A 26,466-nucleotide genomic window follows, 5' to 3' on the forward strand; every position below is an offset into this window, starting at 1 on the left:
GCCATGACCAACTTCGACTATATTATCGTCGGCGGCGGATCGTCCGGCTGCGTACTGGCAAACCGGCTCTCCGAGAACCCGCAAAATAAGGTTCTGCTGATCGAATCCGGTCGGCGTGACGCCGACCCCTGGATCCATGTTCCGGCGACCTTTTTCAAGGTCCTCGGCAAGGGGGTCGACATTCACCCTTATGCATCCGAGCCGGAGAAGGGCCTCAATGGTCGCCCTTGTATTACCCCGCAAGGAAACGTGCTTGGCGGCGGCAGTTCCGTCAATGCGATGATCTACATCCGTGGCCACAAGAACGACTACGATACCTGGTCGCAGATGGGGTGTCATGGCTGGTCCTACGAAGATGTACTGCCGGCTTTCCGATCGCTCGAGAACAACGAAAGCCTCAATGGCGAGTTTCATGGCCGCAGCGGCGGCCTGCACGTCTCGAACCCCCGTCACCGGCACCCGCTTAGCGAAGCCTTCGTTCAGGCAGCCACGCAAGTCGGCATTCCGTATAATCCGGACTTCAACGGCGCCAATCAGGAAGGGGTCGGGTTCTACCAGAGCACGACGTATCGGGGACGTCGTTGGAGTTCCGCGCAGGCGTTTCTGCGCGACGCGGAGACACGGCCGAACGTCACGGTCCTGACCGAACGAAAGGTCGCCCGCATCCTGTTCGAGGGTCGGCGCGCGACGGGTGTGGCGCTGCAGGACGGCACCATATTCACCGCTTCCAAGGAAATCGCCCTGACGGCGGGGGCGATCGCGACACCCAAGATCCTGCAGCTTTCGGGCATTGGCGCGGCCGAGCATCTCCGCTCTCACGGTATCAATGTGGTGGCTGATCTGCCGGGCGTCGGCGCAAACTATCAGGATCATCTCGAAGCGCCGGTTCAAGGCGAGACCCACGAGCCGATCTCCATCCTTGGGCATGACAGCGGGATTCGCGCCGCCGGACACATGGCGCGCTACCTGCTGTCGCATCGTGGCCTGCTTTCGTCGAACGTGGTCGAATGCGGTGGTTTCGTGGATACGGCCGGCACCGGCCAGCCGGATGTTCAGTTCCATGTCCTGCCGGTTCTTGTGGGTTTCGTCGACCGCGATCCCGAACCCGGTCATGGTCTCAGCATCGGCCCCTGTTACCTCAGGCCGCGCTCGCGCGGCACCATTCGCCTCAGAAGCGCCGACCCGAATGACAAGGCGGAGTTCAACGCCAATCTCCTCTCGGACCCGGCCGACCTCGATACGTTGGTGCGCGGTGTCGAGACAGCGATCCGCATTCTGGATGCGCCAGCACTTGCGAAGCTTATCAAGCGACGCGTCCTGCCGAAACCGGGGGTCGAAAGTGATCCCGCGGCATTGCGAGACTACATCCGCCAGACCGCCAAGACCGTTTTCCATCCGGCGGGCACGGCGCGCATGGGGCGAGCTGACGATCCGATGGCGGTTGTCGGGGCCGATCTGAAAGTGCGCGGCGTCGAGGGTCTGAGGGTATGCGACGCGTCGGTGATGCCGACGCTGGTATCGGGCAACACCAATGCTCCGGTGATGATGATTGCGGCGCGCGCGGCCGCCTTCATGACAGGCAAGGCGATCGCCGGCTGAGGCAGAGATTCCACGATGGAAGACGTTCGCGGGGAGTGCGGACAATAACGGAAACTGGAGGAGGAAACGATGAGAATAGATATGAGGGGGCTGGTGGTCGGCCTCGGCCTGATGCTGCTTTCGGCATTCAGTGCTCATGCCGCTGCGTCCTGCGGCGACAATACCGGCAAAGCCGCGACCGGCGAACCGATTGTCATCGGTGCGATCACCGGCAAAACCGGTCCGGACGATTTTTCGAATTCGACCAGGGCCGCCAAGGCCTATTTCGACTGCTTGAACGCCAATGGCGGCGTCAAGGGGCGACCGGTCAAATATCTGGTCGAAGACGATCAGTGGAATCCTGAGACGGCCGCTCAGCTGGCCGCCAAGCTCGTCAACGATGAGAAGGCAGTGCTGATGGTCGGCAATTCGAGCTTTGTCGAATGTGGCGCAAACGCGGATTTCTACAAGAAGTCCGGCATTGTCGTCGTCGCTGGCGTCGGCGTTCCTCGCGAGTGCTTCTTTGCGGAAAACTACGCCGCGACGAATGCCGGGCCGCGCGTCTCCACGCTGGGCGCCATGGGCTACGCTTTAGATCAGCTCAAGGCAAAGTCGGTCGTTTGCATCGGTCCGAACATCCCGAACGTCGGTACATGGTCCTGCGACGGCATTAAGTCCCTGGCCAAGGAAAAAGGCTTTACGGCCGAAACGATCCTGATGGATCCCGGTACGGCCGACTCGACCTCGATCATCCTGCAGGCGGCGGCTTCCAAGCCTGATGTCATTATCCTCGGCCTTCCCAAGGGCGTCACAATCCCGCTTCTGACCGCGGCCGAAGAACAGGGGCTCAACCAGACCATCAAGTTCCTGAGCGCGGCATCGGCTTATGACCTTTCGGTGCCCGGTACAATTGGCGCAGGCTGGGATGGAAACTTCTATGTCAACATGGAGTTCAACGATCTCGAGGCCGCGACGCCCGACAATCAGAACTGGCTTGCCGTCATGGACAAATATGGCCAGCCGTCCGATCCGCGCGACACGTTCGCCCAGGCCGGATATCTTGCCGCCCGGATTGCCGAGAAGGCGCTGATGTCACTTGATCCCAAGGACATCACGCGCGAAAGCACCAGTGCCGCGATCCGGCAGGTCAAGGGCTTTGCCAGCGATATTTTCTGTGCGCCTTGGTATTTCGGCGATGGTCAGCCGCGCCACAATGCAAATTCAACGACGCGCATGGCAGTCAGCGAAGGCGGCAAGTGGAAGGTGATTTCCGATTGCGCGCCATCGCCCGATCCGGAGTTGGCCGACATCCGCGCCTTTGAAAAGAGCGCCGGAATAGCTCCGTAAATTGAGGCATCACGCATCATCCCGTGGTCCGGGCCACGGGATACGCTGCCCGCCGTCTCTTCGGCCGCACATCGGAATCCGCTCATGACCTTTTTACCATTTCTGATATCGGGTCTCGGAATTGGGGCCGTCTATGCCCTCTCAGGCGTCGGCCTTGTCATCCTCTTTCGGGCAACCGGGGTCCTTAACTTCGCCTTCGGCGCGTTTGGTGCTATCGGCGCGCATTGCGCCTGGCAGCTTCTCGAATGGAAAATGCCGCTTTCCGTGGCCATCCTCGCGGCCGTCGTCGTGTCCACGGCCATCAGCTTTCTCTACGGGCGGATCTTTGCGCCTATGCTATCGCATCGCGATACGGTCGTGCGTGCCGTCGGGACCTTGGCGCCGGCCTTGGTGCTGATCGCCCTGATGGGAATTATCTGGGGTGAGCTGCCGCGTCGCCTGCAGTTTCCGACCGACCAGATGTTCGTTTCCCTCTTCGGTGTTCGCCTGACCTATACGCGCATCATCGCCATCCTGCTTGCTGTGGTGATGGTTGGCTCGATCACACTGCTGCTCAATCGGACGCGCCTGGGCCTTGACATGCGAGCCTTGGCCAACGACCGCGACCTGAGCGCAATTCTCGGTGTTCGCATTCTCTACACAGAAACGGCGGCATGGGTCATTACCGGCATTTTTTCCGGTTTCGCCGGCCTGCTGCTTGCCGACCTCGTCCGCCTCCAGGGCACGTTCCTGACTTTGCTGGTGATCCCAGCGATCGCGGCGGCAATTCTTGGCCAGTTGCGCTCGCTTTGGGAAACGGCTGTCGCTGGGCTTCTGATCGGCATTGCCGAAGCTGCGCTCACCCCGGTCGGCTGGATCTCACCCTATCGCGCGGCCGCACCTTTCATTATCGCGCTCGTCGCGGTCACGATCTTGGGGAGTACGGCCAAGGCCGTGTTGAAGGACCGATGATGACTTCGCAGCAGACCATACAGGCACTACCGGAGCGCGTTCCGGTGGCCCGGTTTCCCAAACAGCTTCTTCAAGTTCCCGCGACGATGGCTCTGTTTGCTGCCGTGGTCACGTGTCTTGCCAATTCCTACTGGCTGTCGGCGGCAACGTCGGCGGTGGCGCTGTCGCTCTCGGTGGCGGGGCTGGCGATCCTCTATGGGCAGCTCGGCCTCGTCTCGCTCTGCCAATTCGCGCTCGTTGGGGTTGGCGGCTGGGTAACGCTTCGTGTCGGCCACGCCTTTCACCCGCCGTTCGAAATCAGCCTTCTGGCCGGAGGCATCGTCGCTTCCGTGGTCGGCCTTGCCTTCGGCTTGCCGGCGCTGCGCTTGAGGGGGCTTTATCTTGCCCTTGTCACGCTGATGCTGGCGGGCGCGTTTCAGATCATCATCAGCGCCTGGGGCTTTCCCGACGGCGGCAACGGTTTTCTCGGCCGCGCCGACGGTTCCGGCCGTGCCATGCTCCCCCGGCCTGAAATCGCCGAGGGAGCCGTCGGTTATTTCCTCTATGTTTGCCTTGCCGCGACGATCGCTCTGCTGATCGCCCAATGGCACAAACTGGGACGACCCGGCCGCGCCTGGGCTCTGATCCGCAAGGGCGAGACGGTCGCCATTGCAAGCGGCGTCAATGTGCTGACCTACAAGGCATGGGCATTCGCGCTCAGCGGCTTCCTCGCGGGCGTTTCTGGTGCACTGCTTGCCGGAAATGTCGGTCAGCTCGATGGTCGTGCGTTTGGCGCCTTCGAAAGCCTGAACCTCTTCGCCCTGGCGATCGTCGGAGGCGTCTACAACTGGTACGGAGCGCTGATTGCCGGGCTGCTGCTGCGGGCGGTGCCGGCGCTGCTGACCGATCTCGGGATCGATGGATATGTGACCATCGGTATTTTCGGCGTCGCTCTGTTCCAGGCATTGGCGACGGCACCATCCGGCATCGCCGGACAGATCGCCTCGCTGATCGCGCGGCTGCGGTTCGGTTCGGCAAAGGAGAGGGCGCGATGATCGCCATCGACAACCTTGTCGTCCAGTTCGGCGGCGTCAAGCCGATCAATGAATTGACTGCGACCCTCGCTGCGCCAATCGCCGGTCTGATTGGCCCGAACGGTGCGGGTAAAACAACCTTGCTCAATGTTCTCTCAGGTTTCGTCAGGCCGGCTCGTGGCAGCGTCGCACTGAATGGCGAACAACTGCTGGACCTTGCACCGCTGCAGCGCGTGCGCGCCGGCCTTCGCCGGTCTTTCCAGACTGAGCAGGTCGTCGAGGATCTGACGGTGTCGGGCAATCTCGCCGCGATTGCGGATCATGTAGTGGCGCCGCTAAATCGCGCCGCGGCCATTGATGCTGCTCTTGCTTTTGTCGGCCTCCGAACGGTGACCGATAAGCTCGGCCAGTCGCTCAATCTGTTCCAGCGCCGTCTGGTCGAGCTCGGCAAATGCGTGATCGGCAATCCCAGGCTCATCCTGCTCGATGAACCGGCCGCCGGCCTGACGGAAGAGGAGGGCAGCATGTTTCGCGAGATCGTTTTGCGCATCCCCGCCGAAGTCGGAGCGCAAGTGTTGGTGATCGATCACGACGTCGAGCTCATTCGGGCGATGTGCAGCGAGACGATGGTGCTCGACTATGGAAAGCTGCTGGCGCTGGGGCCGACGGAAGCGGTGCTTGCCGACCCGAACGTGCGTCGCGCCTATCTGGGGGAATTCTGATGGCAGCGATCTCATCCGTGGTCGTTGAAAATCTCGCCGTCGAGCGCGGGGGCAAACGGGTCATCCACGATGTCTCCTTTGCCATCAAAAGCGGAGAAATCACCGCGTTGCTGGGTGCCAACGGCGCCGGTAAGTCGAGCACCGTTATGGCGCTTGCTGGCGTCCTGCCTATCGCTGGCGGCAGAATGCGGCTCGACGCGACGTCGCTCACCGGGCTTTCTCCCGATCGCATCCGCCGGGCCGGCCTGGCGCTGGTGCCGGAGGGCCATCGGGTGCTGGGCCAGCTGTCGGTGGAAGACAACATTCTCGTTGCTGCCTTCGATGGATCGCCTTCCGCCCGCCGCGAGGGACTCGAAAGAGCCTATGAAATATTTCCCGAACTTGCCCAGCGCAAACGCCAACTGGCTTCCGATCTCTCGGGGGGCCAGAAGCAGATGGTCGCGATGGCGCAGGCGTTTATCGCCAAGCCAGGCTTCATGGTGGTCGATGAGCTTTCGCTTGGGCTGGCGCCGGCTGTGGTCAAGCGGCTGGCGGAAGCACTAAAGATAGCGGCCCAAAACGGCATCGGCGTGCTCCTGATCGAACAGTTCGCCAACCTTGCTCTAGATCTGGCCGATCACGCGATGGTCATGGAGCGCGGCCGGCTGGTCTATGACGGTGCTTCCGCGACGTTGAGGGCCAATCCCGAAATCCTGCATGGCGCCTATCTCGCCAGCTGATCTCAAGGAGAGACGATGACCTTTGCCAACGATCTTTTTACCGGCCGCACGGTCGTTATCCCCGGCGGAACATCGGGCATTGGGGCTGCGACGGCTGAGCGTTTTGCTGCGCTCGGTGCCCGGGTCGTCTGCTGCGGCCTTGGCGCCGCCGGCGGACCACGCAGCGAGCGGATCGAGAGCCGGGACATCAACGTCCTTCAGCCCGGCGCTCTCGACGATTTCTTCGCGAGCCTCAATCAGATTGATGTGCTCGTGAATTGCACCGGTGTCAGCCGCGATCGCGACGAATGGAAGAAAGAGAAGTTCGATGAGGTCATTGCAATCAACCTGACGTCGGTCATGGATTGTTGTCGCTTGGGCCGCGGCCGGATGAAATCCGGTTCGTCCATCATCAACATTGCGTCCATGTATTCGACGTTCGGCGCGGCCGATCGGCCAGGTTATTCGGCCAGCAAGGGAGCGATCGTACAACTGACAAAGTCGTTGGCGCAGGGACTTGCGGCGGAGAATATCCGCGTCAACGCTGTCGCGCCAGGCTGGATCGTAACGCCGCTGAGCCGGGCGTTGTTTGCCGATGAAGTCGTTTCGGCGCCGATCAGAAACCGCATACCGGCGGGACGATGGGGCGAGGCGGCGGAAGTCGCCGACGCGATCGTCTTCCTGTCGTCCGAGGCAGCACGCTACATAACCGGCGTCTGCCTGCCGGTCGACGGCGGCTACCTGACCTCATGAGGAAGACAGCATGGAACCGGTTTTCTCATCCGTTAAAGTTGCAGGGGGAAGGGATTTTCCAAGCGTTGCCCGCAGCTTGTTCGGCAATGTGCGGCTCGATTTTCAATCGGGTGACGAAAATCAAAGCCGGCTGTTGTCGGCAATGCTCGGCACCTGCCGCCTGACGCTGCTGGAAGCCGATACGCACACTGTTTTTGGCGAGCGCGTGACCCTCGGCTCGGACTCTCCCGATGCCATCAAATTGGTTTTCCAGACACATGGCTTTTCGTCCCTCAACCAAAATGGCCGTAGCGTTCTCGTCGGCGCCGGCGCGAGCATCATGTATGATCCAAGCCGTCCCTATGTGCTGACCAACAGAACGGCTGTCCGCCTGCTTCTCTTGCAATTGCCGCGTCGCGCGCTTCCAGTTCAAGCGGTCAACCGGCTGATGGAGCCGTTTGTCGCCATGCCTGAACATGCGGGGATGCAGCGCATCCTGCTTTCGCTGATGGATTCGACAATCCGGGAGATCGGCAGGTTGGACGACACGGTGCGTGCCAGCCTCGGCCAGACGATGATCGAGCTCGTTCGCACCATGATCGGCGTCGATCCGCAGCGGGAACGATCAAGCCCCCATTCCCTTGACCTGCTGCGTCGGCGTGTGAAGGACTTTGTCTCGGACCACATCTCGCGGCCCGATCTCGATGTCGGCATGATCGCGCGCCGCATGGGTTGTTCCATTCGCTACGTCTATCGTGCATTTGAGGCCGAGGGCACGACGCCTGCCGACTATATCTGGAGCCTGCGGCTGGAAAGAGCCGCGTCCCGACTACGGGACGCTACATGCCGCCCGGGCGAAATATCGGAGATTGCCTTTGCGCTTGGGTTTTCTTCGAGCGCGCATTTCTCCCGGGCGTTTCGTGGCCGCTATGCGCTTTCGCCCTCCGATTGGCGAAAGGGCGGCCCGGCGTGAATCCGCGAGGCCGCCACGCGTTTATCGCATTGCGTCCGCCACACGCAGCGTGTCGGTGAATTGCTCGAAGCGCCGGATCTTGCCGTCTGCGACGCTCCAGACGTGAACGACACGCGCCTTGAAGGACTTGCCGGTCTGTCTGTAAGTCCCGGCATAATCACCGATTCCGATCACATCGCTGCCTGCGTCCAGCAGCCGTTCCAGGGCGAACGTGTAGCCGTCGAAGGCTTCTCCGAGTGCGAAGAAAACGTTTTTGAAAACCTCTTGAGGACCGACATAGGTGCCGGCACAGGGAAAGCCATCCATTTCCGTCCATCGGCAATCGGCGGCGATGTCGGCGAGCATGCCGTTCATATCCCTACGCGCGTTGGCGTCGTAGTGTGCCTTCACGATTTCATAGGCTGTGCGCATCGTTCTGCCTCAAACTGGTTCCTGCCCGGGGAGATAGTAGGTCATCGACGCCTTGCGGATAAAGGCACCGGCCGGGCTGTTCTGGATATGGCCATCACCAGTGATGCCAAGGAATTTGCCTGTCGAACGCATATCCTTGAAATTGTAGAAGAATGTCGAGGCGACAGCGATCTTGAATTCGCGGAAGGTGAAGATGTACTGATCATCGTCGAACTTGTAGGTGGTCGTCAGGTCGACGTCACCGTGCCCGCGTTGCACGCCGACAAGGCATTGCCATGCATAGCGTTGCGACGAGAGATAGGTATGTTCGTAGACGTGGTTCGGGCTATAGGTGAAATGCGCCCTCAGCCCGATCAGGTCGCGGCTTTCGGCGGGCACCGGTCCGCTGACCGCGCCGCCTTCGAGAATACCGGGTCGGAAAATCTGCGCCACCTGCGGCTCGCCGACAGATTCCTCTTTTTCGCGCACAATCGAATAGATCGAGAGAACGCGGCGGCTGGAAACGTTCAGGATCAAGGTCTCGGCTTCTTTGGGTCGACGCGCGAAAAGGACTTCGACGAAGAAGGTGTCGGGCGCAACCTCGATGACTTCGACCTTGTCGGTTGCGCTGCCATCGGCGTCCGACCATTGCACCTCGTTTTCGTGAAAGGTGAGCTCAAGCTTGCGACCGTCGTCAAATGCAATCGTGTGGGATGAGCCGGAAAGGGCATTCGTCGCTGGCAAACGGTTCGCGTCGATACCGTATGCGAACTGATCGTAGGTTTTCCAGTCTTTCGGATTCTGGTTCATTATCGTCTCCTCCTCAGGTGAATGCGAGCGTGGGCAGATCGACGGTCCCGGCTCCGCCGTCGACCGTCAGTATGGCACCGTTGACCATCGCGGCTTCGGCCGAGGCCAGGAAGCAGACTGCATTGGCGACATCTTCAGGCGTTGCGGGACAGCCAAGCGGCACGTCCTTCGTCACCAGGGCATAAGCTTCCTCAATGCCCTTCAGCTTGAATTTTTCCATGATGAATTCCATCTGCTCATCGGCCATCGCCGTCGTCACCCAGCCGGGGCAAACGGTGTTGGTCCTCACACCGAGGCGGCCGTAGTCCCGAGCCAGCGACTTCGCCAGGCCGATACAAGCATGTTTCATGGTGACGTAGCCTGCGGCATCCGGACCGGCAAAAAGCCCCGCGATCGAGGCAAGCACGACGATATTGCCTTTGCTCTCGATCAAATGCGGCAGCGTTTCGCGCGCACTGACGAAGGCCGTGTTGAGGTTGAGCCTGGTCGCCAGATCCCACGTCTCGTCCGACATGCTGACAGTAGGGCCGACACCATGGCCGCCGGCATTGGCCACGAGAATATCCAGCCTGCCGAACTGCTCGACGACGGCAACGGCGGCAGCCTTCATGCTGGCGCCGTCGGCTGCATCGGCGACAACGATCGTGGCTCCGATCTCTTCGGCAACTGCGTGGAGTGGATCGGGACGTCGCCCCACGAGCGTGACATTCCCACCTTCCAATCGAATGCGGCGGGCGACCGCCGCACCGATTCCCGTTCCCCCGCCCGTAATCAATGCCGTCTTGTTCTTGAAGCGCATGATGTCTCCTCTCACTTTGAGGAATATCATGGCCCAAAGCGGCGGAGCCGTCGTGTCCACGTCTGCAGTCAGTTTTGACTGAGAATGCACAGATCGCTTTGAGCGGTCGACGATGATAGCTATCGGCCTGCCTGCGCCGACGCCAATTGCCTATAAGTTCCATAAATTGGCGTTACGCAGCAGAGGCTTTCCTTTTCGGCAGCTGGCGAAAGTGAGCGGTAGGTCGGCGGTTCGAACTGGTTCAAGAGCAACGCTTCCTCATACAGCTGGTCTCTCGCGTCGCGCTCTGGCTATGTCCTTGCCAGGGTCAGTGCGGCTTGGACTCCACCTTCAATGATCTCCGCCGCCCTCGAGGGATCGAAAACAGCTCGTGCTATCTGAAGTGTGCCCACCATTAAGCTGAACATCGCGATTGCGCGCTCGGATGGTGAGGACGACGGCGAGGCTGGAAGATACGACGCGCCAATCCATCCTCGTAAGCCTTTCGAGTCGAATCCGGTTGACGCCCGATTTCAGGCAAGAGTGCGGCCGATGGGCAGCCCTCTTCGCTTCATGGCAAATGGGCAATGTTCAGATAGTCACGAATGACATCCTCAATTCCCCAATCTCCGCTCGTCAGCGCTTGAGCGAAGGACTTCAATGAAGCTCTGGCGCATGTTCAGCCTTCCCATCCTGGTCCGTTGGAGTGTCTTCATCCACCTGGGGCCGCGGGTCGCGTGTTATCGTTTCTATCGCCTGGTACATCCAGGCAGGGATGGCGTGGATGTTTTCGCGCAGATCCTCGACAATCGGCTGCCTGTGCGGGCTTCGTGCCAGGTAGCGGACGATACCATCGACAACCGTCTCAAGATTGGATCGCTCATCGCGAAACCAGTGGAGGGCCTGGATCACCCGCATTGCCGGTCGGCCTGCCCAGAAAGCGGTCTTTGCCGAAATGCGCTTGAAGTCCAAGATATAGATGACCGGTTTCGTGGCCTGCGCATCGCCGGCATTGGCCTCGATTTCGATGGTTCGGGGATAGGTATCTGCATAGATCGTTGACCGGGCCGGAACGGCCGTCGTCAGGCCAAGATCGTTGGCAGCCGTCATGCCGTCGACGCACACACGAAGCTTGTCGCGCCGTGCAATCGCATCGATGAAAGAGGCGCGCGGCGGAAACACCATCTTGCCGGTCAGCTGGCTGATACCCGGCTTGTCATAGAGACCACGATGAAGGCTGTCGGCACATTGTGCTGTAACCATCTTTTGAACTCCCCGTCCGGGATCTCGCCATAGGGACTATAGCCCTTGCACTCGATGAGATGGATCGAGGAATTGCCATTGATGGCCACCACATCGACTTCCGCTTGCTTCTTGTTCGTATCGTCCTGTCATCGCCGATCCTTCGGAAAGAACTGGCCCTCATGTGCCCAAGCAGCCTCGGCCTCTTGCATTTCCTCCGGGGAAAGGTGGTAGACAACGAGCTTGTCGAGCACATCGTCCACGTCCCGGGCCATTCCCAGCAGGTCCATCGTCTTGCCCATATGGCCGCGCTCGCCGAACCTATCGAAGCACATGCCAGAGACCATATCGCGAAGGTCAAGAACGTTCTTCGTTGTCTCCAGCGAGAGATATGGTTCGTCTCCGAAATCGAGTGCATTGGACACATCTCGCGCTCGACGGGACAGAGCTTCCGACCGAGACCTCGAACCATCTTCCGCGAAAACGTCATAGCACTGTCGGCCGACGTGCTCCGCGTAAACCGCGATCTTCATCACATCGGCGGGCGAGATTTTCTGATCGTTTCTGTACAAAATCGTAGGCATGCCAAATCCTCCACGCCGGAATGGGAATATCAGGTTGCCGCAAGAATGTTCACATTTTGTTCTTTTCAGTGAGGGAGTCAAGGGCGCTTTCTCAGGATCGACAGCGCAGCTTCGAGGTCGTCCTTGGCGGCAAGCATGAGCGCGTGATTGTCACCCAGCGCGATAATCGTCGTGAGCACCTCATCGGCCCGCCACCCCGAAGCAACGGCACGGTCGACGAGAGCAGCGGATTCCAAATGGAGCGCGGTTTCGATATTAAAAAGGTGGACTTCCAAGCAACTACGAGGTCCACAGCGCCTCGTAGTCCTTGTCCTTGAATTCTTTGACGAGGTAATCGATGAAGAGGCGGGTCTTTGCTGGGAGATGATGCCGCGTCGGATACGCGATATTCATCGTCAGGCGCGGCAAATCCCAATCATCCATGATGCGGACGAGTCGACCGGACTGAAGGTCCTCGTTGATGATATATGTCGGCTGCGCCAAAATTCCGAGGCCGTCCAAGGCGGCCTTTCTTATTATCTGTCCGTCATTGGAGTTCAGGAGGCCAGCCACCGGAATCGTGACAGCCTCACCGTTCTTCCGGAAGGTCAGGTGGTTCCAGTTGTCGGCAAGCGTATAGAGCAGGAGGTCATGGTTTGCGAGGTCGCCTGGATTGGTCGGCACTCCGCGCCGTGCCAGATAGTCGGGCGACGCCGCGAGCAACCGCCGTGTCTCCGCGAGCCGACGGATAGTGATCGATGAGTCCGCCTCCACGCGGCGGGTGCGGATCGCGAGGTCGACGCCGTTTTCAATGAGATCGTAGTAGCGGTTCGAGACGACGACCTCGACCCTCACCTTCGGATATCGCTGAGTAAACGAAGGGATCAGAGGACTGAGATGCAGAAGGCAAAATGATAGCGAGGCGCTGATGCGGAGCAGCCCGCTCGGGCTCATCGCTCCCGCGCTGACGCTCGCTTCGGCGTCGAGCATTCCGGTGATGAGCTCCTTGCCCCGCTGGTAGAAGTGCTCCCCTTCGCTTGTCAGGCTGAGTTGCCGGGTCGTGCGCTGCACCAGCCTGGCATTGAGGCGTTCCTCGAGGGATTGCAGGTTTCTGCTTGTGGCCGACACCGACATGTCGAGCGCATCGGCAGCCTTGGTGATGCTGCCGCGCTCCGCTATCTGAATGAACACTTCGATCTCGGTTAGGCGATCCATGACCCGCACATTCTTGCGTTTGGCGCGAAAGCGGTTGTCGATGGTCGGGGTTTGCTTGCGCGTGCGCTGTAGAATAATGTAACCCTCAGGGAACAGAAGGCTTCATATCTCTCCAGTGTGTGGAGCAAAGGTTTCCAATGACCCAGGTCGACCAGTTGAACGGAGTCATCGCATTCGTGCATTCCGCTGAAGCTCTCAGCTTCACGGCAGCCGCCGCCAAATTGGGAATCACGAAGTCCGCAGTTGGCAAAAGCGTCACGAAACTTGAAGAGCGACTCGGGATCAAGCTTCTCCATCGAAGCACCAGGAGCTTGAGCCTCACTCCGGACGGAGAGGCCTATTTCGCGAGCCTTCGACATGCGCTTGGGGAGATCGAGGCGGCGGAGGCCACCTTGCTGTCGAAAAGCCAAGCCATATCCGGAAGGTTGAGGATCGACTCCCCCGCAGCGTTCGGTCGCCAGATTCTCATGCCCTTACTGCTGGACTTTTCGCGACGCTACTCGGGCTTGACACTGTCGCTCTCGTTCACCGACAAGATCGTCGATCCCGTCGAAGAGGGTGTCGATCTCACGGTTCGGTTCGGTGAAACACGCGACTGCACCGGACTGATTTCGAAGAAGCTCACCGAGCAGCCATCCGTTGTGGTCGCCGCGCCATCGTACCTGGAAACACGAGGAACACCTCAGAGCGTGGCGGACCTCCAGCGCCACGACTGCATTTGCGGATTTGGGCGAGACAACTCCGCGAGCTGGCGCATCAAAGACTCCAACGGTGCCCCGATCCGCTACTTGCCACCCGTGTCGCACCAGTTCGGAGACGGAGAGGCTATCGTAGCGGCGACGTTGGCGGGTTTGGGGCTGTGCCAAATGCCTCGTTCGCTCGTGAGAGCTCACCTAGAGACAGGCGCGTTGATCTCGGTCCTCGATGAGATCGCAGATGTCCCAGTGTCTGTCTATGCCGTCTGGCCCGTAACGCGACACCTGCTGCCACGCGTCAGGACGGTCGTGGACTTCCTCGCGGAAAAGGGGCGGCAGGGAGAACTCGACTAGACATTGCCCCCTATATCGACAAGGTTTCTGCGATCCAGCCAGTTGGCTGGAAATGGACAAGACGGATAGTCCACCGCAAGCCAACTTAGCGCGTCGATTTTCGCGGCGAGCGGGAAAGTGTTTTCCGCTTTGATCCCTTTTTACCACCTGCGGCAAAGCTATTATCTCGCCCAACGCCGGAGTGGGAGCCGCAGGGAGGTTCGATCAGGTGGGTTATCTGCTTTTTTCGCGAAAGAACGATCTCCCCCAGGATTAAAGCCCGACGTCGCTGTCCTTCTGCAAAGGACGGCCGAGGAAGGTCACGATCGCGAAGCCATGCGGCTGGCGCAATCGACAGGAGATCGCTTTGAAGGCAGTGCGCTATTACGGAAGGCATGACGTCCGCGTCGAGGACGCGCCGGAGCCCCAGACACCGCAGCACGGTCAGGTCATCGTCGAGCCGACATTCTGCGGCATCTGCGGCACCGACCTGCATGAATATGAGTCCGGCCCGATCTTCACGCCAAGAACGCCGAATGCCTATAGCGGGGCAATCCTGCCCCAAATCCTGGGGCATGAGTTCGCGGGACGTGTGACCTCGGTCGGCCCCGGCGTCGAGACGCTGAAGCCTGGAGACCGCGTGTCGATCCAGCCGCAGATCGGCCCAAGAGTAGACTATTTCGGCAGCCGCAATCTCTCCTTCCTGGGGCCAAGGGCCTCAGTCGTCGGCCTTAATTGGCCATGGGGCGGCATGGCGAAGCGCGCCATCGTCCACGAATACAATGCGATCCGCATGCCCGACGACGTGACCGACCAGCAAGGTGCGCTTGTCGAACCCGCAGCGGTCGCGGTGCATGCCGTTGATCGGTCAGGTTTGAAGCCTGGTGGCACGCTCCTTATCACGGGCGCAGGCCCGATCGGGGCGCTGGTGGTTCTCGCCGCTATTGCCGCAGGTGTCACCCGGATTTTTGTGAGCGAGCCGAACACCAACCGTCGGGCGCGCATCGCGGCGCTCTCGAACGATGTCACAATCCTCGATCCTGGTTCCTCGGACTTCCTGTCCACGATCAAGGACGGCACCGAAGAGGGTGTCGGGGTTGACGCCGCCATCGAATGCGCAGGCCATCCCCGCGCGCTGCACGCCTGCCTCCAGGCGGTGCGCGCACAGGGCACCGTCGTCCAGGTGGGCTTGATGGGCGGCCCCGCTGAGATCAGCCCGTTCGACCTGACGATGCGGGACATCACGCTGCGGGGCTCGCTGAACTACCCGCTGACTATCTGGCCTAGAATCTTCGAGATGATGAGGACGGGGCTTTATCCGGCCGAGAAGATCGTCGACGCCGAAATCGCGATGGAAGACGTCGTGCAAAAGGGCTTCCGCGAACTCCTCGACCCAAGCGGCGGAAAGATGAAGATACTGGTGTCGATGGAATGAAACTGAGCCGATCGCAAGCGCCACGGCGGTATCGCGCAATCAATGGCGAAGTCCCGTCGGCGACGCGCGAAGACTTTGAACGACGCGTCGCACATCTGAGGTCCGCCAAATGAACCGGCCATTCACTCAAACGAGATCATGACCATCACGGCCGCCAGGGCGCGGTCCGATCCCGACGTCTGCTTCGTCGGGATCGGAAGCACCTTCCGCGGCATGCAACGTCGCCCGGCTGACCCACGCTCCCGACATCACGCTCATTTATGAATCCGGTACGATCCGGGACGGCTCCCACCGTTCTGCCTCTCTCCATCGGCGACGGCGACCTTTGCGAGACGTCGGTGACGACGGTCTCGGTCCCTGAGATGTTTCGCTATTGGCTCCAGGGCGGCCGCATCACGATTGGCTTCCTCGGTGCGGCGCAGTGCGATAAGTTCGGCAACATCAACACGACCGTCATCGGCGGCTACGAAAAACCGAAGACCCGGCTGCCCGGCGGCGGAGCGTCCCGAGATCGCAAGCTCGTGCGGCGAAATCTACATCACCATGGTTCAGTCGACCGGCGGCATGGTCGATAAAATCGACTTCGTCACCTCCTTCGGACACCGCGAAGGTGGCGATCACCGCGAACGCCTCGGCATCGCGACCAAAGGATCTACGCTGCTGACTCAAGACCTAGCGATCTGGAGGCCCGACCTGGTGACCAAAAAGGAGTTCACCGTCATGTCGCTTCATCCCGGTGTGACCAGAGAGAAGGTGCAGGAGACTTGCGGCTGGAAGGTCAAGTTCGCGGAGGACCTGGATGTCCCGCCGGCTCCAAGCGAACTGGAGTTGAAGACCCTGCGCGATCTCAAAGCCAGAACCGACGCTGCCCTCAAGGGCGAGTCCAGCACCGCTGCAGCACCGTTACCTACCACAGCACAGCGACGAGAGCTGAGCAGTCGCTCCGCCATCGAAGAAGAGTTGAAGGCGTGACGACGCTGATCATCCGATAGCTGCTGTAGTGTGTATTGGGACCGTCGACGTAGTCTCGCGATAATTGAAGGGACGGTCACATCTTCCGACCAGCGGAGGGTGTGAAATAGAAAGGCGGCCAATCGGCCGCCATTTCCAGCTTGAATGAACCAGCGGAGTTCTTCAGTTGCCTTTATCCGCCCCACTAATTTTACTGATGTATAGAGCGATCAGGATGATGCCGCCTGTTGTCGCGTTGATCCAATAGGCGGGTACTTGGGAGAGAACCAAAACATCCTGAATGAGGACGAGCAGCAGCACACCGCCACACGCACCAGCGATCGTGCCTCGCCCTCCGTTGAGACTGACTCCACCGAGGACCGCGGCCGCAAATGCGTTGAAGATCAGATTTTGCCCGAGCGAAGAAGGAATGGACGCGATCCGGCCCGCCTGCAGCAACCCTGCCAGCGCAGCAAGGATCCCCGCAACGATGAAGACTCCCATCAAGACACGCTCCACCGGGATGCCGGCGACCCGAGCTGCTTGCTGGTTTCCACCGACGGCGTAAAGCATTCTTCCAACCCGGTGCCGCGACAGGAAGACCGTAAGAACGGCGAGCAAGGTCAAGGCAAGCAGGAAAGAGACAGGCACACCCAGGAACGTGGAGTCTCCTGGGAATGTGAGGAGCACAGGCAGGTCGGAGAGTGTCTCGCCGCGAGTCAATCCGAGGCTGATGCCGCGCAGGAGGATCAGCGTCGCCAAGGTTGCGATGAAGGCGTTGAACCGAAGGTAGATCACCAGCAAACCATTGAACGCGCCAATAATGGCACCCACGGCGAAGATCACCAGGAGCGCCAGAAGCGGCGAATTCGCAAGATTGAGGCCCGAGCCACCTGCTTCGAGGAGGCAGTACACGCCCGCCATCGGCGCAAGGCCGAAAGTCGACTCGAGTGACAAGTCGAACTTCCCGGCGATCAGAACCAGGGTAAGTCCCATGGTCAGCACGCCGAGTTCGCTGGCCTGCTGCACTACGCCGTAAAAGTTGTCGTAGGAGAGGAACGCGTTGTTGAGAAGCGTGCCTACGATCATGACGACAACCAGAACCGGCACGATCGCCCATTCAGGTTGGAACAGGTCGCTGAGGAGCCGGCGGGAACGGAGGTCCGTTCCGGTGACGCCCGTTGTTTGAATGTGGGTCATTTTTCCTCCCGAGATATGTGAAAGCCTTCCATGGCGGACACGAGCTCTTCCTCGTTCATGCCGCTTTTCTCGACGACTTTCTTGCCGCGAACCCAGACCTCTACTCGGTCGCAGAACGCGAGTTCTTCTGGCTCGTCACTGACGAGAATGACTGCAAGTCCTCGACGTCGTCGTTGCTCAACGATGTCGAGAATGGTTGCCTTTGACGCGATGTCGACGCCCGCGGTCGGGTGCAGGAGAATAAGTACGCTGGGGTTCGTGCTCAATGCGGACCCCAGGAGTACCTTCTGCTGATTGCCGCCACTCAGCTCACCGACATTTTGTCTGACGGAATGACAGACAACGCCGAGCTCGGACCGATTGTCCTCCGCGAACTTCCGACGCGCCCTGCCGTTCAAAAGTACGCGGTTGGTGAATGCCTTCAGGCTCGGTAGAGTCATATTGTCTTCGATCGACATTTCGCCGACCAGGCCGGTCTTTATCCGGTCCTCCGGTAGAAGTGCGACCCCATTTTTCACCGCCGTTGGCGGTTTCCAGGGCTTCGGAATTTCCCTTCCGTTCAATTTGATCGCACCCGACCATTTTGAATAATGGCCCGCGAGGGCAAGCGCGATTTGACGGGTGCCTGAGCCCGAGTGTCCGGCGAAACCCACGACCTCGCCCGCCCGCAGCGTGAGACCGAGAGGGTCCTCGCATGCATCAAGCCGCAGGTTCGCTTCGAGTACCACCGGCGTGCTCGTGGGCAAGGCTGGGCGGCACACTTTCTCACTGGAGGTGAGTGCTTTGCCCGCCCCCTCGTCGCCCACCATCGCGGAAACGATTTCGGCTGTCGTGAGTTTGCTCGCGTTGCCATGCAATACGTCGCGCCCGTTTCGCAGCACGGTGACCGCGTCGCAAACCTTCGGGACCTCGTCGAGGTGGTGTGAGATGAAAAGGAATGTGATCCCCTTGGCGCGCAGTTCATTCACCCGCTCGATCAGATGGTCGATCTCGCTGGAAATCAGCTGCGCGGTCGGCTCGTCCAGGATGACGAACCTTGAGCCCTGGCTAAGGGCGCGGGCGATTTCCACCATCTGGGCCTCTCCCACCCCCAATTCGCGGACCGGAGTGGTAGGCAGGATAGGAATATCCCAGCTTTCGAGCGCGGCCGCCGCTTGGCGGTTGAGGCCGCGCCACGAGATCATCTGTTTGCCCTGATACCGTCCGAGATAGAGATTCTCGGCCACGGTCAAATCCGGCACGAGAGTTCGGTGCTGGTAGACGCACGCCACCGCCTCGCGCCAAGCGTTTCGATCGTTCAACGCGGGGGGAGCGGCACCATTCAGGAGAAAGGACCCTGAATCGATCGCTCGCAACCCGGTCAGGATTGATACCAGGGTAGATTTGCCAGCACCGTTCCGACCGATTAGGGCGTGAGATTCCCCCTTTTTTATCGATATGGAAAGCCCGTTCAGAGCAACGGTCCCTCCGAAACGCTTTACGGCGCTGTCGATTGCGACAAGTTGTTCCGACGGGCTTTCCAGCATATTCAGCACTCCAGGACAAATGTTGTGACTATTTGGCGTTGCCCCAGAGGCCCTTGTCGTCGACATTCTGCTTCGTCACGACGGGAGACTGCAGATTGTCCACGAAGTACTTACCGTCCTTGACCACGGTGCTGTTGTGATCGGTCGGACCTTCCTTCATTTCCTTGCCGTCCAGAGCGTCCTGGAGATATATGACGCCGTACTTGGCATAATCGGTGACCGGCTGCGAAACCGTCGCATCCAGATAGCCGTCGCGGATGGCTTTGAGAGCGCTCGCACCGCCGTCGATTGCGACGACCGCAATGTGACCAACCTCGCCGACCTTTGCGAGGCGACCACGAGACTTCAACGCGGCGGCAACCGGATCATAGTAGAGTGTGTCCGTCGCCAGATAGATGCCAGCGATTTCCGAATTGCCGCTCATCACCGTCGAGGCGACATTAGCGGCCTGCGGGCCATCCCAGTTGGCCGTCTGCTCGATCACCGTTGCGGTCGAGATTTTCTTGAAGGCCTCGTCGAAACCATTCTTGCGGTCTCGGCCGTTGGTCGTTGTCAGTCCGCCAGTGATGTTGAGAACCGTCGTGTTCTTGTCGGCCATCGCGGCCGCGAGTGCTTCCGCGGCACGCGCGCCCATGGCAAGATTGTCGGCCCGCACCACTGCGTAGACGTCACCGGCCGCAGGCTTGTCGTCGACGATGACGACGGGAACATTCTTGCTTTTCGCGTAGTCCAGAGCGGGCTTGATGGCGGCACGATCGACCACGCCGGCCAGGATGACGTTGGCCCCTGCGTTAATCAGATTACGGAAGTCAGTGACCTGCTGGCTTGCGTCGCGGTTGGCGTTGGTCGTCTGAACCACATCCCCGCCGGACGACTTGGCCTGTTCGGTCGCCGCGTTCACCAATACCGTGAAAAACGGTGTATTGAGCGTCGGCATCGAGAGACCAAGCTTCATCGTTTCGGCGTAGCTGGCGCTTCCGATCATAACGGCAGAAATGGAAATGCTGGTGGCGAAAGCTAGTCTAAGGGTATTGAACATATTTTCCTCCTCTTCCCTCGGCCACGGTTATGCTAGTGTCGCGAAGTGGGATAAAGACGCGCTTGGGGGAAACAGTTTTGCGTTCCGTGGGAAAAAGGCGTCTGCCGTACCGTCGTTCTGGTGCGCGACGCGAAACGGCTAAGTCGGCAACCGCAAACCAAGTGCATTCGAAGCCGATCGCGCTTAAATGCTCAGGTCTCAGCTCGTATTTCATGCTTACAGATCAAGGATCCGAGATGTAATCGCGGCCCACTTCGGCAAATTCATCGAGCTTGTTTCTTGGTGAACCACGCCTACGGGGTAGAAGCGCGGGCAAGAAAAGGAAACTCGCCGCGAATGCAAGACCCCGCACCGGCTCGTTCCCAAGGGGCGAGATCGAATGCACGGCGTTCGGCGGGATGTAGATCAAGTCCCCAGGTCCGACTTCGCACTTTTCGTGCCCGATCCGCATGCTTGAGCATGTAGTAATACTCATGGGTGTTGTGCCGATGCGGCTCCAGATGGGGCCGCGGCTATCTCGCACTCGGAGACATATTCGAGATACAACCCCTCGGTCACCGCCCGCACCGACTCCTTGGGGACCATGAAATGGTATTGCAACTGCCACCGTGCTCGATCGTGGGTTCGGTCTGGCTGTTCATCACGTCCATTTCGGTATCCTCGGGTTCGCGGAACTACTGCGCGAGATAGCCGCCGTCGACGACCAGTTCGCTTCCTGTGACGAACGAGGAATCGTCGCTCGCCAGGAACAGGCAGCATTGGGCCACTTCTTCCGGCGTTCCCATGCGACCCATCGGCGTGTTGCTGATGATGCCGTTGTTCATCTCCTCGGACTGGGCCGTGACCAGCGGAGTGCGGATGAGCCCGGGATGGACGGAATTCACGCGAACGTTGTCTGGCGCATAGGACACCGCGGCGTTCTTGGTCATGTTGCGGACGCCGCCCTTCGCGGCGTTGTAGGCGGCAGCACCGGGAACACCCACGTTCCCCCAGATCGAGGAGAAATTGACGATCGACCCCGAGCGGGCCTTGCGCATCGCGGGCAGCACTGCCTGCATGCCCAGGAACGATCCGGTCAGGTTGACGCCGATCACCTTGTTCCAATCGGCAAGGCTAGTGTCGAGTATCTGCCTATAGTTGAAGACAATCCCCGCGTTGTTCACGAGAACGTCGATCCGGCCGTGAGCCTGGAGTGTGAAGTCGACGACGGCCTTCCAATTGGCTTCGTCGGAGACATCCAGGTCCTGGTTCACGATGCCTGGGAGAGCCGCTGGCTGCTTTTTGACGTCTCCAGCGATGACCTGCGCGCCTTCCGCCGCGAACAGCTCGGCGACGGCGCGCCCGATGCCTTGAGCCGCGCCGGTGACGATCGCCACCTTGCCTTGAAGCCTACCCATATTTTTCCTCCTCTGTGATGTGTCGTTTGAGCGCCCGACTGCTATGTCTGGTCGGCGGGGGAAACGTCGGCCATCCTGACCAGAATATTCAGGTGGTCGTTCCCTTCTTGGTGAGTTCTTCGAATCCTTCGGTTACCGCGGCGTCGAGCGTCACGCGGCCCGTCACGATCTTTCGACCGAGAATTTCCCGCTGGCGATCAAGCCAGCCAGCCGCTCTCCAATTCGAAGCTCTTTGGCTTTGTGGAATCTTAGCGCTCGCAAACGGTGTTCCTCCAGATGCACAGGCGACATTCCGCGGCCGCCGACGTCGGCGGCCGATCGAGCAGACGATGCCGAAACCCCTCCAGGCCGGACAGTAGCAATCACGCGAACGATCGGAAGTAGGTGGCGCGGAAAACACTTTACCGGAATCTGCAAAAATCGCAGGCGACTTCCGAGGAGACGCGGCCGGCGGCAGGGACATCCTGCCCGCGACCACAATGGTTCATGCTTTGTCGAGTTCGTCGAGAAGGGCTTCGAAACCCGGCATCAGGCGCGAGATGATCTCGTCGCCTTCGAGCTTGTCGAGCGCGTCGGAGAAGATTTCGGGACCGACGCTTTCGATATGCCCGGCGTCCTTGAGGATTTTGAGGATTTCAAGGTTGGGGATTTCTCCCTGACCGATCGGCACCCGATAGGAGAGGCAGTCCCGCTTCATCGAGCGCCCCGGCGGGCAGACAAGGGGACCATCGGCGATCTGTACGGTGTCAAACGTTCCGACCGGGATTTCCTTGAGAAGCGCATCGTTGCGGCCGCCGCGGACATAATGCCAGGTGTCGAAGATGATTCCGCTGTTTTTCCGGCCGGCGTCCCTGACGATCGTCCAGACTTCGTCCACGGTCTTCAGGCCCCAGAGCGGCATTGCCTCGATAAGGCACTTGAGTCCGTTCTCGGCGGCGCGGTCGCACATCGCCGCGTAGTAGCCGGTCAGCTCGTCGAGGGTGTAACGACCCTCCGGAAAGCTGCCGATCAGGTGGATGCGGTCGACCTGCAAGGCCTCGGCGATCCGGAAGAAGTCGTCCGGCGTCGTGTCGAGGTAGGGCTTGATGTCGGGGTCTTCGCCAGGGGTCAGGCCGTCGGGGACCCAGCTCGTGAGCGGGTCAAGGTAGCTCAGCCGGACGCCGTTGTCGGCGGCGATCGAACGGATGTCCTTGTCCGACAGCCCGCCCGCGCGCGTGTTCTTGTAATCCATCGGAGAAGTGCTAAGCCAACCGAAGCCATTCTTGGCCGCAAGCTCCACGCGCGGCCGATAGGGGACGCTGCGGACCTGGGACAACCATAGCATCCGCTTTTCGGTGGGGTATTTCATCATGTCTTCTTTCTTTACTTAAACTGGGCCACGGTGGTTTCGAACGAACGCCTGGCCTGTTCGGCCAGCGGAAGCTTCCGGTAGGTCTCGCTGATGATCTCGACGCCCCACGGGCCTTCGTAACCGGCGTTCTTGACGGCTTGGATGAACTCTTTGGGTTTCAGCACGCCTTCGCCGGGAAGGCGGCGATGGTAGATGGTGTCTTCCCAAAGGAGGCCCTTCACGTCGGCGTCGGCGTCGTCCAGCTCGATCGAACCGATGAACCTGGACGGGATCTTCTCGATGTCCTTGTATGGGATGCCGCCGCGCGCCATGTGCCAGATGTCGATGAGCAAGCCGCCATTGGGCTGATCCGCCTCTTCCACGATCGCGCGCGCCACTTCCAGTGTCCTGACGTTGGAGAATGGCATGATCTCCATGACCACCCTGACACCGTACTCGGCCGCATCGCGGCACACTCCGGCGAATGCCTCGCGCATGCGGTCGACGTCGGGCGTCATTTCAGCTTCGGTCGGCGCGTAGAGATCGCCTCCGAGGCCGGGAGCAATCTTGAGATTTCGGACTCCGAGACGCTGCGCCACATCAAGCATCTCCGTCCGCATGATGTCCGACTTCGCCCGGCGCTCGCCGTCGAGATACCAGCCGGAGAGGAACTCGTACTCGAGGTATTTGATGTCGTTGTCGTCGACGATCCGCTTCATTTCCTTGAGACCAATCTGGGCGGCCGTCGCCTGAACGTCTGCGTGGATCAGGCCCATGCCCTTGTAGCCGACCTTGGCGGCCGCCTCGACGCGATCCTTGAAGGGGACCGGGCTGATTTCGGTCGGACCGAACGGATAGACGTCGCCTCCGAGTGTGAAGAACGCCGCCAGCAACTCGATGCCGTTTTTCCCAGTCATTGCCATACTCCCGGCGGCCGCGCGCCGCATGCGTTTGAATTGCCTTTTTATATACTGAAGCCCCGGAGCGATAAATTACGCACCCGAGATCAACATTGTAGCCTAAAGATATACAATGAGATGGGATCAGATCGATCGGACGCTGCCGCCGTCCACGCCCCAAACAGCCGACGTGACGAAGCTGGCGAGGTCGGACGCGAGGAAGACCACCACGTTGGCGACCTCCTCCGGCGTCCCAAGGCGTTCGAGGGGAAGCTGCCGCAGCTTCATTTCGTGCTCGACAGCCGCATGCGGCTCCATCTTGTGGAACGCGCCCATCGTCTCGGCGAAGCCGCCCGGCTTGGTCCAGAACGGGGTCCAGATGGGTCCCGGAGCGACCGCGTTGACCCGCACGGCCTTGCCCTCGGCGCGCGCGAGGCCCTTGGTCAGGGCGAGAACGGCGGCCTTCGACGCCGAGTAGTCGATCGGCACGGGTTCCGGCTGACGGGCGAGATCGGAACCGTTGTTGACGATTACGCCCTTCCGCTCGCGGAGGATCGGAAGCAGCTTCCGCGTAGCCCGGACATAGCTCATGAAATTAAGGGAGAAGGTTTTCTCCCATTCCTCGTCGGTCAGCTGGTCGAAGGTGCGGATCGCGCCCGAGCCGACATTGTTCACGAGCACGTCTACCGCGCCGCCCGTCGCCTTGAGCAACTCGTCCAGGCCCGCCGATACGCCAACTCCGGTGGACAGGTCCGCCTTTGCGGTGTGGGCCGTTCCGCCCGCGGCGGCGACTTCGGCCTTGACCTCGGCCATGGCTTTCTCGTCGATGTCCACGAGGCCCAACGTAGCGCCTTCGCGCGCGAACGCCACGGCGGTCGCGCGGCCGATCCCGTTGGCGGCACCCGTGATGAACACGATCTTACCCTTCAGTCCAGTTTCATTTTTCCCTAGTCCCTTGGATTGTTTGAATATCGGGGGCGCGTCAGATCGAAGCGCCTTCCTCCCCGGTTCGGAAATCAAAGCTCGCTGTCAGCCCGCCGTCCGCGACGAGGTCCGCGCCTAGAACCGCCGTCGAACCGCTCGACAAAAAGAACATCGCCGCCTGCGCGACTTCGCGGGTGTCGGTGGCGGATTCGAGGTGGCGTTTGAAGAGGCCGGCCAACATTGGCCCGGGGCTGAGGACGCGGACGCCGCTGCGCGAGTGGTCGAGCGCGACCGTCCGGGCTAACTATCGCACCGCCACTTTCGTGGCGTTGTAGATACCGAGTTGCTGTTCCGCCAAAGTGGCGTTCACGCTCGCCACCGCCACGATTGTCCCGTCATGGGCTTCGATCATCAGGGGCAGCAGAAATTTGATCGCCAGCGCAGTGCCCACGATGTTGACGTTGAGCGCCCGGGACATGATCGCAGGTGTGGCCTCCAGGATTGTACCGACGTCGAGGATGGCTGCAGACGTCACGAGGCCGATGGCGTTTCGCGCCCGAAGACCTCAGGCGGGCGACGACCTTCTCCCAGGTAGCCTCTCCGGCGACATCCCCCGCGACGTGATGGTATCCCGCGAGCGCGGCGAGGTTGTCCTGAGCGGCTGCAAGATCGACGCCGACCGTGGCCACTCCCGCCTCAACGAGAAGGCTGCAAAGTCCATGGCCAAGGCCGGACGACGCTCCGGTCACTACAGCCGTGTCGGGAAGTTCGAAGGTGAGTTGCGGCATCGTCATTACTCTTTCGTGGTGTCTTTTTTCGCGGCGAGGACGAAATCCCAGTCGACCGACCAGAAGGGGCTTTCGAATCCGAGTTCGTACGCCCGTGCCGGATCGGTCACCTTTTGGAAGTCCGCTATGAGGGAGTCCTTGACGCCAAAAACCGAGTCTTCCGCGAGGAACTGGCAGTCCGGCGTGAAGATGTGGGTGATGACAGGGTCATAGCCCGGCGCGCTCACGATGAAGTGGATATGCGCGGCTCTGTTGGGATGTCTGCCCAGGTGGCCTAGCAGTTTGCCCACCGGACCATCGTCGGGGATTGGGTAGTAGCGGGGTTTGACCGCCCGGTACCAGTAAGAGCCGTCGTTTTCCGTGGTGAACACGCCGCGGAGGTTCCAGTCGGGCTGCACGTCCTTTTGCTGCACGTCATAGAAGCCGTCGTCATTGGTTTGCCAGACGTCGACGAGAGCGCCGGCGATCGGCTCGCCATCGGTGTCGACGACATGTCCGCGCACGACCATCGGCTCGCCCTTGCCGTCCAGGCAAATATTGGTCCCGTTGGCGTAGCGCGGAGCCGCTGGGACATAGAACGGCCCGAGGATCGTGTTCTCCGTCGCACCGTTGGGGCGGCGATGGTTGATGGAGTCGACCAGCATCGAGACGCCGAGGGTGTCGGAAAGTAGGATGAACTCCTGACGCCAATCCGAGCACATCTGCCCGACCTCGGTGAGGAATTTGACCCCCTGGAGCCATTCCTCGTGCGTGGGCTCGATCTCCTTGATCGCCGCGTGGAGGTGCTTCACCAGAACGGACATGACCTCGCGCAGGCGTGGATCGACGTCCGGCCCCATTCGCGCGTTGACGACGTCGACCGAGGTCTCTTCCTCGAAATAGGGATACTTGGGCTTCGACCTTTCGGTTTTGCTCATCTCAGACAATTTTCTATCCT

General features: G+C 60.4%; 27 protein-coding genes and 1 pseudogene. 11 read left to right on the plus strand and 17 right to left on the minus strand.

The features are described from left to right. Nucleotides 1-3: 3 nt before the first annotated feature. The 8 genes from ELH03_RS34955 (at nucleotide 4) to ELH03_RS34990 (ending at nucleotide 8,014) form a co-directional block, all read left to right on the plus strand. The gene (locus tag ELH03_RS34955) at nucleotides 4-1,599 is read left to right on the plus strand and encodes a GMC family oxidoreductase (protein WP_130767513.1); all 1,596 of its coding nucleotides are present in this window, start codon (nucleotides 4-6) and stop codon (nucleotides 1,597-1,599) included. A 69-nt stretch (nucleotides 1,600-1,668) separates the two neighbouring features. After that, complete coding sequence (locus tag ELH03_RS34960; RefSeq protein WP_130767514.1) at nucleotides 1,669-2,925, plus strand: ABC transporter substrate-binding protein; 1,257 nt, start codon at nucleotides 1,669-1,671, stop codon at nucleotides 2,923-2,925. An 84-nt stretch (nucleotides 2,926-3,009) separates the two neighbouring features. Beyond that, entirely contained in the window at nucleotides 3,010-3,876 is an 867-nt protein-coding gene (locus ELH03_RS34965) for a branched-chain amino acid ABC transporter permease (RefSeq protein ID WP_130656126.1), read from the plus strand. Next, nucleotides 3,873-4,910: a branched-chain amino acid ABC transporter permease gene (locus ELH03_RS34970; RefSeq protein ID WP_197727276.1), complete on the plus strand. Its 1,038-nt coding sequence runs from the start codon at nucleotides 3,873-3,875 to the stop codon at nucleotides 4,908-4,910. Before ELH03_RS34965 ends, ELH03_RS34970 begins: the two co-directional genes overlap by 4 nt. After that, the gene (locus ELH03_RS34975; protein WP_130660202.1) at nucleotides 4,907-5,611 is read left to right on the plus strand and encodes an ABC transporter ATP-binding protein; all 705 of its coding nucleotides are present in this window, start codon (nucleotides 4,907-4,909) and stop codon (nucleotides 5,609-5,611) included. The genes ELH03_RS34970 and ELH03_RS34975 overlap by 4 nt, the downstream gene beginning before the upstream one ends. Beyond that, nucleotides 5,611-6,330 (plus strand): ABC transporter ATP-binding protein, encoded by a 720-nt coding sequence (locus ELH03_RS34980; protein ID WP_003550309.1) that lies wholly within the window; start codon nucleotides 5,611-5,613, stop codon nucleotides 6,328-6,330. Before ELH03_RS34975 ends, ELH03_RS34980 begins: the two co-directional genes overlap by 1 nt. Before the next feature lie 15 nt (nucleotides 6,331-6,345). Beyond that, nucleotides 6,346-7,062 carry an SDR family NAD(P)-dependent oxidoreductase gene (locus ELH03_RS34985; RefSeq protein WP_130660200.1) on the plus strand — a complete coding sequence of 239 codons (717 nt, stop codon included), beginning with the start codon at nucleotides 6,346-6,348 and terminating at the stop codon, nucleotides 7,060-7,062. 10 nt (nucleotides 7,063-7,072) lie between these two features. Beyond that, nucleotides 7,073-8,014: a helix-turn-helix domain-containing protein gene (locus tag ELH03_RS34990; RefSeq protein WP_130767515.1), complete on the plus strand. Its 942-nt coding sequence runs from the start codon at nucleotides 7,073-7,075 to the stop codon at nucleotides 8,012-8,014. Nucleotides 8,015-8,035: 21 nt separating this feature from the next. On the opposite strand, the gene ELH03_RS34995 is transcribed toward ELH03_RS34990, so the two are convergent. The 7 genes from ELH03_RS34995 to ELH03_RS35025 all read right to left on the minus strand — a co-directional run bounded on the left by ELH03_RS34995 (nucleotide 8,036) and on the right by ELH03_RS35025 (nucleotide 13,012). After that, nucleotides 8,036-8,425, minus strand: coding sequence for a nuclear transport factor 2 family protein (locus ELH03_RS34995; protein ID WP_130660198.1), 390 nt, complete (start codon nucleotides 8,423-8,425; stop codon nucleotides 8,036-8,038). A gap of 9 nt (nucleotides 8,426-8,434) precedes the next feature. Further along, nucleotides 8,435-9,214, minus strand: coding sequence for a MoaF C-terminal domain-containing protein (locus tag ELH03_RS35000; RefSeq protein WP_130767516.1), 780 nt, complete (start codon nucleotides 9,212-9,214; stop codon nucleotides 8,435-8,437). 13 nt (nucleotides 9,215-9,227) lie between these two features. Next, nucleotides 9,228-10,013 (minus strand): SDR family NAD(P)-dependent oxidoreductase, encoded by a 786-nt coding sequence (locus ELH03_RS35005; RefSeq protein WP_130660196.1) that lies wholly within the window; start codon nucleotides 10,011-10,013, stop codon nucleotides 9,228-9,230. Between the two features lie 636 nt (nucleotides 10,014-10,649). Continuing rightward, a complete protein-coding gene (locus ELH03_RS35010; protein WP_245504929.1) occupies nucleotides 10,650-11,255 on the minus strand; it encodes a DUF6088 family protein in 606 nt (201 codons plus the stop codon). A 128-nt stretch (nucleotides 11,256-11,383) separates the two neighbouring features. Then, on the minus strand, nucleotides 11,384-11,818 hold the full coding sequence (locus ELH03_RS38725) for a hypothetical protein (RefSeq protein ID WP_130767517.1): 435 nt from the start codon (nucleotides 11,816-11,818) through the stop codon (nucleotides 11,384-11,386). A 77-nt stretch (nucleotides 11,819-11,895) separates the two neighbouring features. Next, nucleotides 11,896-12,054: a hypothetical protein gene (locus ELH03_RS35020; protein ID WP_245504931.1), complete on the minus strand. Its 159-nt coding sequence runs from the start codon at nucleotides 12,052-12,054 to the stop codon at nucleotides 11,896-11,898. Between the two features lie 43 nt (nucleotides 12,055-12,097). Continuing rightward, complete coding sequence (locus tag ELH03_RS35025) at nucleotides 12,098-13,012, minus strand: LysR family transcriptional regulator (protein ID WP_130660193.1); 915 nt, start codon at nucleotides 13,010-13,012, stop codon at nucleotides 12,098-12,100. 137 nt (nucleotides 13,013-13,149) lie between these two features. Here ELH03_RS35025 and ELH03_RS35030 point away from each other — a divergent pair, with 137 nt between their 5' ends. The 3 genes and pseudogenes from ELH03_RS35030 to ELH03_RS35040 all read left to right on the plus strand — a co-directional run bounded on the left by ELH03_RS35030 (nucleotide 13,150) and on the right by ELH03_RS35040 (nucleotide 16,447). Further along, the gene (locus ELH03_RS35030) at nucleotides 13,150-14,061 is read left to right on the plus strand and encodes a LysR family transcriptional regulator (RefSeq protein ID WP_130660192.1); all 912 of its coding nucleotides are present in this window, start codon (nucleotides 13,150-13,152) and stop codon (nucleotides 14,059-14,061) included. A gap of 355 nt (nucleotides 14,062-14,416) precedes the next feature. Next, nucleotides 14,417-15,475, plus strand: coding sequence for a zinc-binding dehydrogenase (locus tag ELH03_RS35035; protein ID WP_245485473.1), 1,059 nt, complete (start codon nucleotides 14,417-14,419; stop codon nucleotides 15,473-15,475). Between the two features lie 138 nt (nucleotides 15,476-15,613). After that, nucleotides 15,614-16,447 (plus strand): annotated as a pseudogene (locus ELH03_RS35040) (CoA-transferase subunit beta). Between the two features lie 162 nt (nucleotides 16,448-16,609). Here the strand turns inward: ELH03_RS35040 and ELH03_RS35045 are convergent. The 10 genes from ELH03_RS35045 to ELH03_RS35090 all read right to left on the minus strand — a co-directional run bounded on the left by ELH03_RS35045 (nucleotide 16,610) and on the right by ELH03_RS35090 (nucleotide 26,446). Beyond that, entirely contained in the window at nucleotides 16,610-17,626 is a 1,017-nt protein-coding gene (locus tag ELH03_RS35045) for an ABC transporter permease (RefSeq protein ID WP_130660190.1), read from the minus strand. After that, nucleotides 17,623-19,152: a sugar ABC transporter ATP-binding protein gene (locus ELH03_RS35050; RefSeq protein ID WP_165420557.1), complete on the minus strand. Its 1,530-nt coding sequence runs from the start codon at nucleotides 19,150-19,152 to the stop codon at nucleotides 17,623-17,625. The genes ELH03_RS35045 and ELH03_RS35050 overlap by 4 nt, the downstream gene beginning before the upstream one ends. A 28-nt stretch (nucleotides 19,153-19,180) precedes the next feature. Further along, nucleotides 19,181-20,191: a sugar ABC transporter substrate-binding protein gene (locus ELH03_RS35055; RefSeq protein ID WP_130660188.1), complete on the minus strand. Its 1,011-nt coding sequence runs from the start codon at nucleotides 20,189-20,191 to the stop codon at nucleotides 19,181-19,183. Nucleotides 20,192-20,865: 674 nt separating this feature from the next. Next, entirely contained in the window at nucleotides 20,866-21,588 is a 723-nt protein-coding gene (locus ELH03_RS35065) for an SDR family NAD(P)-dependent oxidoreductase (RefSeq protein WP_130767520.1), read from the minus strand. A 484-nt stretch (nucleotides 21,589-22,072) separates the two neighbouring features. Further along, nucleotides 22,073-22,939: a sugar phosphate isomerase/epimerase family protein gene (locus ELH03_RS35070; protein ID WP_130767521.1), complete on the minus strand. Its 867-nt coding sequence runs from the start codon at nucleotides 22,937-22,939 to the stop codon at nucleotides 22,073-22,075. An 11-nt stretch (nucleotides 22,940-22,950) separates the two neighbouring features. Further along, nucleotides 22,951-23,865, minus strand: coding sequence for a sugar phosphate isomerase/epimerase family protein (locus ELH03_RS35075; protein WP_197730033.1), 915 nt, complete (start codon nucleotides 23,863-23,865; stop codon nucleotides 22,951-22,953). Between the two features lie 96 nt (nucleotides 23,866-23,961). Beyond that, nucleotides 23,962-24,732 (minus strand): SDR family NAD(P)-dependent oxidoreductase, encoded by a 771-nt coding sequence (locus ELH03_RS35080; protein WP_245504932.1) that lies wholly within the window; start codon nucleotides 24,730-24,732, stop codon nucleotides 23,962-23,964. 67 nt (nucleotides 24,733-24,799) lie between these two features. Further along, nucleotides 24,800-24,982 (minus strand): hypothetical protein, encoded by a 183-nt coding sequence (locus tag ELH03_RS37690; protein ID WP_165447347.1) that lies wholly within the window; start codon nucleotides 24,980-24,982, stop codon nucleotides 24,800-24,802. Nucleotides 24,983-25,045: 63 nt separating this feature from the next. Then, on the minus strand, nucleotides 25,046-25,276 hold the full coding sequence (locus ELH03_RS35085) for an SDR family NAD(P)-dependent oxidoreductase (RefSeq protein WP_165420558.1): 231 nt from the start codon (nucleotides 25,274-25,276) through the stop codon (nucleotides 25,046-25,048). A 258-nt stretch (nucleotides 25,277-25,534) separates the two neighbouring features. Continuing rightward, the gene (locus ELH03_RS35090; protein ID WP_130767523.1) at nucleotides 25,535-26,446 is read right to left on the minus strand and encodes an intradiol ring-cleavage dioxygenase; all 912 of its coding nucleotides are present in this window, start codon (nucleotides 26,444-26,446) and stop codon (nucleotides 25,535-25,537) included. Nucleotides 26,447-26,466 lie beyond the last annotated feature (20 nt).

Origin of the sequence: Rhizobium beringeri, assembly GCF_004306515.1 — a bacterium.
GTDB classification, from domain to species: Bacteria; Pseudomonadota; Alphaproteobacteria; order Rhizobiales; family Rhizobiaceae; genus Rhizobium; species Rhizobium beringeri.